General features: G+C 69.8%; 10 protein-coding genes. 6 read left to right on the top strand and 4 right to left on the bottom strand.

Features of this window, described 5'->3' with window-relative positions; genetic code table 11:
* Positions 1 to 1,867 (bottom strand): helix-turn-helix domain-containing protein (locus tag VXC91_RS40240; protein WP_329512319.1); only part of this gene is annotated, 1,867 nt, incomplete at its 3' end.
* A 137-nt stretch (positions 1,868 to 2,004) separates the two neighbouring features.
* Here VXC91_RS40240 and VXC91_RS40245 point away from each other — a divergent pair.
* The gene (locus VXC91_RS40245) at positions 2,005 to 2,283 is read left to right on the top strand and encodes a hypothetical protein (protein ID WP_329512320.1); all 279 of its coding nucleotides are present in this window, start codon (positions 2,005 to 2,007) and stop codon (positions 2,281 to 2,283) included.
* A gap of 357 nt (positions 2,284 to 2,640) precedes the next feature.
* On the opposite strand, the gene VXC91_RS40250 is transcribed toward VXC91_RS40245, so the two are convergent.
* Positions 2,641 to 3,063 carry a type II toxin-antitoxin system VapC family toxin gene (locus VXC91_RS40250; protein WP_329512321.1) on the bottom strand — a complete coding sequence of 141 codons (423 nt, stop codon included), beginning with the start codon at positions 3,061 to 3,063 and terminating at the stop codon, positions 2,641 to 2,643.
* A gap of 13 nt (positions 3,064 to 3,076) precedes the next feature.
* Positions 3,077 to 3,280 carry a hypothetical protein gene (locus VXC91_RS40255; protein WP_329512322.1) on the bottom strand — a complete coding sequence of 68 codons (204 nt, stop codon included), beginning with the start codon at positions 3,278 to 3,280 and terminating at the stop codon, positions 3,077 to 3,079.
* Between VXC91_RS40255 and VXC91_RS40260 the strand changes: the two genes are divergently transcribed.
* Both VXC91_RS40260 and VXC91_RS40265 read left to right on the top strand, forming a co-directional pair.
* The gene (locus tag VXC91_RS40260) at positions 3,279 to 3,473 is read left to right on the top strand and encodes a hypothetical protein (protein ID WP_329512323.1); all 195 of its coding nucleotides are present in this window, start codon (positions 3,279 to 3,281) and stop codon (positions 3,471 to 3,473) included. The genes VXC91_RS40255 and VXC91_RS40260 overlap by 2 nt on opposite strands.
* Before the next feature lie 116 nt (positions 3,474 to 3,589).
* A complete protein-coding gene (locus tag VXC91_RS40265) occupies positions 3,590 to 4,450 on the top strand; it encodes a hypothetical protein (RefSeq protein ID WP_329512324.1) in 861 nt (286 codons plus the stop codon).
* A 17-nt stretch (positions 4,451 to 4,467) separates the two neighbouring features.
* On the opposite strand, the gene VXC91_RS40270 is transcribed toward VXC91_RS40265, so the two are convergent.
* The gene (locus tag VXC91_RS40270) at positions 4,468 to 5,139 is read right to left on the bottom strand and encodes a hypothetical protein (protein ID WP_329512325.1); all 672 of its coding nucleotides are present in this window, start codon (positions 5,137 to 5,139) and stop codon (positions 4,468 to 4,470) included.
* 434 nt (positions 5,140 to 5,573) lie between these two features.
* Between VXC91_RS40270 and VXC91_RS40275 the strand changes: the two genes are divergently transcribed.
* The 3 genes from VXC91_RS40275 to VXC91_RS40285 form a co-directional block, all read left to right on the top strand.
* Entirely contained in the window at positions 5,574 to 6,389 is an 816-nt protein-coding gene (locus VXC91_RS40275; protein WP_329512326.1) for an ExeA family protein, read from the top strand.
* Positions 6,390 to 6,481: 92 nt separating this feature from the next.
* Positions 6,482 to 6,802 carry a hypothetical protein gene (locus tag VXC91_RS40280; RefSeq protein ID WP_329512327.1) on the top strand — a complete coding sequence of 107 codons (321 nt, stop codon included), beginning with the start codon at positions 6,482 to 6,484 and terminating at the stop codon, positions 6,800 to 6,802.
* A 394-nt stretch (positions 6,803 to 7,196) separates the two neighbouring features.
* Positions 7,197 to 7,527: DUF2637 domain-containing protein (locus VXC91_RS40285; protein WP_329512328.1), on the top strand; the 331-nt coding region annotated here is incomplete at its 3' end.

Below are 7,527 nucleotides of genomic sequence, written 5' to 3' on the forward strand. Positions count from 1 at the left end.
CGGCCCGCCTCCGATCAGGACCGTCGAGGGTGTTGGCGGTGGCCAGGGAATGAAGCAGACCGGCCGTGGCACGGAGGACCTCCCCAGGCACTGCTGTCCCCAACTCGACCTGACGGATGATGAATTCACAGCCATACAAGCCAGCGCGCCGGGAGGCGAGTCGGGCCAGGTAGCGGGTGCAATCGGCGGAGCTGCTTGCCTGGGCAGCATCGATGAGGAAACCGACGACGGACGAGTCCTGCCGTGGTGGCTGCCAGTACTTGAACGGCCACATCCTCGGCCGTACCCCTGGTGGGCCTCCAGCCAGCAGCTTCGCCAGCGGGCTGCATCGGACAGGTTGGTGGAAGACCTGGCGGAGCGTGTGAGCCGTGGTCTCGGGGTCGCGTGTGGCGTGTCGTGCGGCCATGTACTCCAGAAGGGTCTGGTGGAGGAAGACCAGATCGCCGGCGCGGTCGGTAAGGAGGCCGCTGCCACGCAGGCTCGCGTGTAGGAAGGTCCGCCAGGCTTCGACGGGCACACGCTGCGGCCGCTGGGCCTGGGGCAGGGCCTCCACAATCTGAATCGCCGAGACTGTGCGGCCGCGGTGGCGTTCGGCGGCGAGGTGGGCGATTACGTCGTGGAGGTGGTCCAACGTGTGCTCGGCCTGGGCCAGGGCACCGGGGCCATAGCGTCCAAGGCCGGTGGGATCGGGCGCGAGGCTTCGGGCGTGTTGGCGCTCGTGGAGCAGAGCGATGAAGTCTCGGTAGATCTCCCCACGGCTGGCTGGCAGGGAGCCGTGCGGGGCGGCCGCATGGAGCTGGCAGAGCATAGAGATCATCAGCGGGATCCGGGCCAGCTCCGCCAGCCGGCTGTGGCGCAACGCTTGACAGAACGTTGCGGCGGCCTGGTCAGGACCTGGAAGGCCCAGCGCATGGAACCAGCCGCCAGCGACGCGCTCGACATCCTCAGAGGAGAAAGACTGCAGGTTGTAGCGCGGCACATCGGTGCCCAGCAGGTCGAGTTCCCCGGGGGTGAGGGGGCGGCTAGCAACGACGAACCGATACAGGCTGGCGTAATCGCCGACCGCGACCGCAGCCAGGGTACGCAGAATGCGTCGGCGGACCGCGGGGTCGGTGACCTCGTCCAGTCCGTCGACGAGCACTTGCCAGGCCACGCCCGGCTGCGGCGGGCTGGTGAAGAACGCTGGGGGGAGTTCTTCGACCAGGCCATGGGAGGCCAGGTCCATGGACACCGCCGCGGCGAGCGCGTGGGCCAGCGGTAGGTCGGCCAAGGCTACGGCCGAGACTAGGACCGGCACTGTGTCCTCGCCACGACCGACCGCCCACCGCGCGGTGCCCGAGGCCAAGCGGGTGCGCAGCAGGCTGGACTTGCCGCCTCCCGGTCCAGCCAGCACTACACACGTGTTCCCGCCCGCCAGCACCTCCTCGGCCGACAGCGCGGCGCCGTCCGGCCCTGCAGCGGCCTCGGGCTCGCTGGCACTTCGGACGGCTTGCTGGCGCAGGTAGACCGTAACCAGGGACGGCATGGTGCCCGGGAGCACCCCCGGATAGGGATGCTCATGGGCAGCGCGTTGGGCGGCAGCCAGGTAGCTGTCCAGCCGCCGCACTCGCGCATCGGCCCGCTCTCTCAGCACGTGGAGGTTACGCAGCGCCTGCCCGGTGATGCCAAGTGCCTTCGCGAGCATGTCGAGAGTGTCGGTACCTGGGACGGACTTTCCCTTCAAGATGTTGCTGACCGCGGCAGGGGAGAGACCCGCCGCCTTGGCCAGGGCGGCCTGGTTCATCCCGCGCTGCGTCATGGTCCTGCGCAGCGCAGCGATCAACTGTTCCCTGGCCCCGCCCGGTCCCCCCGCGTTCTCGTCCCCCACCTGGCGCCCTCCTGACCTGGCTCTTCAGCCTCGTTCACATCAACCCTATGAACCCCAATCGAGGCTATCCCTGGTACTCGACAGGCCGGCTGGCCCGTACCCGAACCGAAACACCGGATCGCAAAGGAGTACCACCCGTGCCTCACCAGGACTGGGCCCTAATCGCCACCATCGCCGCCCCCATCCTCCTGGGCCTGCTGGCCCGCCTGCTGCGCCGCCCGAATGGCGCCTTGGTCGGCTTTGCCCGTGACCTGCGCGACCTCATCACCTTGCGCATGGTCCTGCGCGATACCGACCCCGACCAGCGGACCGACCTGCTGCACGCCCACCATGCCTGGCGCACCGAGCCCACCACCACGCCGCGCCGTATCCCGACGCAGCACACCCGTCGCCTGCCGATTCGACCCCAAGACTGACAGTACGCAGCCAGGCCCGGTCGGAAGGATCTCAGGCTCGTAGCGGGTCTGCTTCCTCCCGGCTGGGCGTTCGGGCCGTGCGGGTCTTCCCACGGTTCGCTCGAACCGGCGATAGCGCCACACCTGTTGCGCCCGATACTGTCGGCGGCACCGGTGCTGAGCTGCATCAGAATGCCGCTTTCTGTCTCACGCCACACTCACCACCCAGAGAACTCCTGGCCGTCCGGCAGCGTGACCCGGACTGGGGGCGGGGATGCGTCGGCGGAGGACATGTCGCCACCGTACGAGACACCGGGTCGACCGCCTCAGCAACGGGCCCGAATCTGAAATTGCCGCAGGTCAAGCCAGGGGTAACAGTCACGCCGGGTAAAGCGTGAACGCCTCCCCACGCCTCGTCCGCACCACGGTGAAGTGTCGCCGGTCGAGCGTGGCCACGCGCAGCGTCTTGACCCGCTCGGCGACTGCCACGATGGACGCGTCCGTGCCGCCAAGCGGCAGACTCGCATACTGGCGGACCAGGCCGCCCATCCGCTGCAGGTCCTCCGGCGTCAGGCCCGTGACCGTGCCGAACGCGCCCGCCGCCAGGTCATCGAGGAACACAGCCTCAGCCGAGGGTCCGCCAAACCGCTCTATCAGGTAGCAGGCTTCCGCCACCACGGTGGCAGGCACTACCAGGTCCCGGCGGGTGGGCAGGGAGTCGAACCAGGCCCGGCACCTCGCGTGCGCGGAGTCGTTCGGACTGGCGAGGGCGACCAGTGGGCCCGTGTCGACGACAATCACTCGCCGGATTGTGTCACCGGCCGAAGCCCTCGGCGAGGTAGTCGTCAACGTGCGTGGACAGGTCGGCCGGCGCCGCGGTCAGCACGCCGACCGAGGCCGGGTACGGCGGCTCGCCGGAGCCCGCGGGCGTGTACTGGCGCAGCGCGGCCGCCGCGTCGTCGAGCGTCTCCGGCCGGAGCTGGTCGACCAAGCGGTAGAGGTCATCACGCGTCGTCATGCCCCCAGCGTACGCATCTCGAGATGCGCTGGGGTGGGGTCTGCAGGCCGGAGTCCTGGGACGGCACCCCTGGGCGGTTTACGTGGCGGGCGCACTGCCGACCACGGCGGCCGCCGTGCGGACGTCTCGGCGGCGACCCGTGGGGGTGGCCGCTGAGACGCTGCTGGAGCCCACCCTGGTCACGGCCTGCTGAAGTCCCGCACCGGTGCGGCCCGCCCGATTGGAGCACCGCACCGCAACGGTGGCCGCAGCCAGCTGCTCTATCCCACCGACTCGTGCTGCGGATATCCTGGACCTTCCAAGCGTCACGTGACGATTGAGAGGGTCTCCATGGGCACCTGCGCCGTGTGCGGCACTGACCTACCCGCCCAGCGCGGACCCCGCGCCCGTCGCTACTGCTCCCGCGCCTGCCAGGCCAAGGCGTACCGAGCCCGGCAGGAACAGCGGACCAGCCACCGCGCCACGGCTGCCGACGAACAGCGGCTCGCCGCCGAGTACGACGCCGTACCCTCCCGGCAGCTCGCCGACAGCCTCTCCCTCGCCGCTGGCCGAATCGCCGGGGCCCTGACCACCGGGCAAGCCGCCGACGACCACGACCTGGGTATCCTCGCCCGGATCCCGGTCGTCCTGACGGCGCGCGCGCACCAAGCCGCCGCCCTCGCCAACGCGCTGCCCACACTCGGGCCCGCGCCCACCGTGACGGTCCTCAAGCTCGCCACCCCGCCGGAGCCGGACAAGTCGTCACGTGACGATTCAGCGCCCACGCTGACAACCGCGCCCTCGGCCCCCAGGCGCACACGCTCCCCCCAAACCTCACGTGATGATTCGGCACCCCTGCCCACCTGGGACACCACGGCCATCAAGCCAGTGCCGCAACGGCTCCCGAAGAAACGGGCACAAGCCCTCGTCGACGCCGCGGAGCTGGTGCGCGCTCCCGATTACCGGGACAGCCACACGTGGATCCTGCGCAGCGGGGACACACTCCTCGGCTATGTGGTGCCCTCCTACGGCGGCACCAGCCGGTCAGGCCGCAACGGCTGGGCCAGCCGCCTGGGCGGGTCGCCCGGCCCGCGCTGCAGGTCCCGCGACGGGGCGGCGGTCGACCTGGCGGCGCGCTGGCTTCGGGTCGTCACCGCCGCCCCGAACCGCACCCTCACCGGCGACAACTGAATCGACCGGATCCACTGTTACCGCGACTGCGGCGGGAGACCCAAGTCGTCTAGCGACTCCCCGGAGGCCCAGCGCTGCAGCTGACGGCCGTCGAGGAGGTGGACGCCACCCTGGCGGGAGGCCCAGATCACGTCCGCGCGGCTGAAGCCGCCGAGGTGGATGACGACCCGGGTCAAGCGGTCGACGCTGGGTCGTCCCGCATCCCGCAAAGGAGCGGGACGACTCGCGCCCACGTCGTTCTCGCCTGCTGTCGACACGGGTCTGAAAGCGACGTCGAGTTCGCGGCCGCGGCGGTCCCTCGCGTACAGACGCGGGCTCCCTCTCTCCACGGTCAGGTCGACCACGCGCCAGCCGTCACGCCGCAGCATCCGTGCGGCCGCCACAGTCAGGCCCTGGTCATTGAGCCGGGCCAACTCCGCCGCGGTGTAGTGGCCGCCGCGCCGGCGGGCCACGGCTCGGCGCAGACGTATTACTGCGGTCCCGGCGGCCGTGGCCAGGACCAGGCCGAGAACCAGCCCGCCGACGCCGAGCGCGCGGTAGAGCCAGACGAGCAGCAGGACGGGCGCGAGCACGGCCAGACCGAGGCCGACGAACGCGGGCAGCACGTCGCGCAGTTCGGGACCGTACCGGCCCTGGGCCCGCAGCTCGGAGACCGCACGCTGACGCTGGGACCGCCGCGAGCCAGGCACGGGAGGCCGCCTCATCCAGAGAGGTATTGCAGGCCGTCGCCACCGCACCACTAGGGTCAACTCCCTATCACCGCCCTTGTCCCGTCGTGCGGTACAGATACCCGCTCGACCCTGCCTCCCGCCAGCCAGGAACGTTCGGTACGGAACTGACCGATGGCAGTACCGTCGGCCTCGCCCGCGGCAGCACGTGCCTGACCGTGGCGACGTCCAGCCTGAAACGGGGACGAGAACGGGCCGACCGGGCCCTGGCCCTGGCGGAGGTCTGCTGCCACCGGGCCGAGCAGGACGCCGGCCCTCTCGACAGTCCCGCCGTCCGCACCGCTTTCCGCGCGGTCCGTCTCGCTGTCCGGCTCGGACAGCGGGGCCGCGGCCGATGAATCGGCCGAACTGGCCGCCTCCCAGGCGGAGTTCTGCCCCTGCCCCAGGAGGATTCCTTGATCGACCGCGTCCAGGGCTACTACGGATTCACCCGCATCCCCTTCGGCAGGGGCCTGGCCCCCTCCATGCTCCACCAGCACAACTCCCACCGGGAGGCCGCGGCCCGCATCGCCTGGTGCATCAACAACCGGGCGATCGGCGTGGTCACCGGCGAGGTCGGCGCGGGCAAGACCGTCGCCCTCAAGGGCGCCGTCGCTTCTCTCGACCCGGCCCGCTTCACCGTGATCTACCAACCCAACCCGGAGGTCGGCATGCGCGGCCTCTATGACCGCATCGTCACCAGCCTCGGCGGCACTCCGAAATACCAGTCCGCCGCTCTCGCAGCTCAGGGGTCTGCCGCGTTGGCCGCCGAGGTCGACGAGCGCGGCCGCACCCCCGCGGTCGTCATCGACGAGTCACACCTCCTCGATCACCACGAGCTGGGCGCGATCCGCATGCTCACCAACTACGACATGGACTCCACGACGCCGTTCGCGGTGTTGCTGATCGGCCAGCCCACCCTGCGGAAACGGATGAAGCACGGCGTCCTGGCGGCCCTGGACCAGCGAATCTCGATCAGCTACCAGATGCCGACCATGACGAAGGAGGAGACCGCCAGCTACATCAAGCACCACCTGACGATCGCCGGCCGCTGGGACCCGCTGTTCTCCGACGACGCCGTCGACCTGATCCACCTCACCAGCCGCGGCCTGCCCCGCTCGGTCAACAACATCGCCCTGCAGTCCCTCATCGCCGCGTTCGCCGACGAGAAGAGCATCGTCGACGAGTCCTCCACCCGCCTCGCCATCACGGAGACGCACGCGACAGAGTGACCACGAAAGCGACACCGTGAACACGAAGACCCCGGCGGCCTGGCCGCCGGGTCGTTTCACACCATCCCGTCGACAACCAGCACGTCGCCCTCATGCACATATTCAGCGTCGCTCAACACCACGGCACGGACGTTCTCCGCGATGGCGCCGTGGTCCGCCACACCTGCGACGAGACCAGCTGCCAAAACCCCGACCACTGGATGGCCGGATACCGGCTCGCGAACATCATGGACTTCCAGGCCCGCCGCAACCTGTCCGGGCACGCGCTCGCAGACGTACGCAGCGCAGCCGGCCGAGCCGTCGCCGTCCGGGACGCCATCCTGGCCGCCGCCCCGGGGACGGAAGCCGACGCCATCGCGGCCGCGCTCGCGGCCGGACACCCCTTCGGAGACCACCAAGACACCCTGTGGTGAGCCCGTGGGCCGGGCGCCGTAACGGGGGTAAGGCGTGACGAGAGGCCTGCGTGTCGTGGGCCGACGAGCTCGAGGTCTCCCTCCCGCCGGCGAAACCGGCTGCCCCGCCGTGCGGTGACCATGCACATGGTGCGTCGCAGGTTCGAGGTCCGATCGTTGCCGCGGCAACGGAAGCCGGCCCCCTCTTGGGCTGAGATACCTCGGCATAGCCACGAGCCCTTCAGTGAGGTGGTCTGCACACCTCGACCGCGAACCGGACTATTCGCTGTTGATTGGTCGTCTGCCTTGCCCGGTCGGCTGTTTTGGGTAACCGCTCGTGAGAGTGTGATGACAGTTCATCGACAAGGTCTGGGGAGGACTGCGACGCGTGGCCGGGGGACCGAGGAAAGCTCCAGTGACGTTCACCCGCGCCCACCGCATTTTGATCGCGGTGGTCGTGACCGGTGCGGCCATCATCGCCAGCATCGGTTTCGCGGGTTCCTACGCGGCCGTCCGTGAGCTGGCCATCAAGAAGGGCTTCGGGAACTTCGCTTACGTCTTCCCGATCGGCATCGACGCTAGCATCTGCGTTCTCCTTGCGCTGGACCTGCTCCTGACCTGGATCCGTATCCCCTTCCCGCTGCTGCGCCAGACGGCGTGGTTGCTGACGGCGACGACGATCGCGTTCAACGGCGCGGCGGCCTGGCCGGACCCGCTGGGCGTGGGCATGCACGCGGTGATCCCGC

This window comes from Streptomyces chiangmaiensis (assembly GCF_036281785.1).
GTDB lineage: Bacteria > Actinomycetota > Actinomycetes > Streptomycetales > Streptomycetaceae > Streptomyces > Streptomyces chiangmaiensis.